The 738-nt window shown below is 40.8% G+C and carries 1 protein-coding gene and 1 pseudogene; both read right to left on the bottom strand.

Annotation, left to right across the window (positions count from 1 at the left end):
• A partial coding sequence (locus KIV40_RS34375; protein ID WP_285353926.1) for a LacI family DNA-binding transcriptional regulator occupies positions 1-106 on the bottom strand: 106 nt, incomplete at its 3' end.
• Positions 107-253: 147 nt separating this feature from the next.
• A pseudogene (locus tag KIV40_RS34370) lies at positions 254-738 on the bottom strand (cellobiose phosphorylase); the annotation flags it as partial.

The raw sequence follows: 738 nt of genomic DNA, 5'->3' as shown, positions 1-738 counted from the left end.
GGTCTCGCGTTTTTTCACTAATACGCGCGCTGCCGTTAATCGCATAAGAAACCGTAGCGATTGATACATTGGCTTTTTTAGCTACATCTTTAATTGTCACAGTCATATTATTCTCTGGCCTTATTGATAATCGCTTGTCATAGAACCTATTTGTTGAAACGATTCTATCAAGAAAGCAATGTTAGCAACAATTTTTGCGAAAATAGTGTTTAAATACGGGAGGTGAACCCGGTAACCGAGTTCACCTCTGAGTTTACAATGTTACTTCTAACAAGTTTTCTGAATTATTTAAGCTTTTATTCAGCCACTTATGACAAATAACAGCTCCGCCAGTACGGTAACGATTCTGTTGAAGTGTAAACGGAACATCTACACCATTCAGTTTAATCGTTTTAGGTGTAAAGCCACTCTCTGATGGTGAAATCACCACTTTCACCTCATAGTCCATAGACACTTCGCCTAAACGAGGAGAAATCACGGGATCAAGCACAAAGTCATTTTTGTCAAAGCGCAAGCCGAACACGTTACTGATCAACTGATTTAGGTAAATACCAGGGCCACTAGAGTAGATGCGCCATCCGCCTTTCACAGCAACTTCACCTGACTTCACTTTGTTGAAGTTTTCGTACGCCGTTACACGGTCGTTGAATTTGGCATCTGAACTAGAGAAATAAGCATTCGATTGGCGAAGCTCTGCATTTGGCACGCTATCTTTAATTCCAACAGGCGTGATCTTAT

The sequence above is a fragment of the Vibrio sp. D173a genome, from assembly GCF_030248475.1.
The sequence above is the reverse complement of the archived record's forward strand: the minus strand, read 5'-3'. Positions and strand labels throughout refer to the sequence as shown.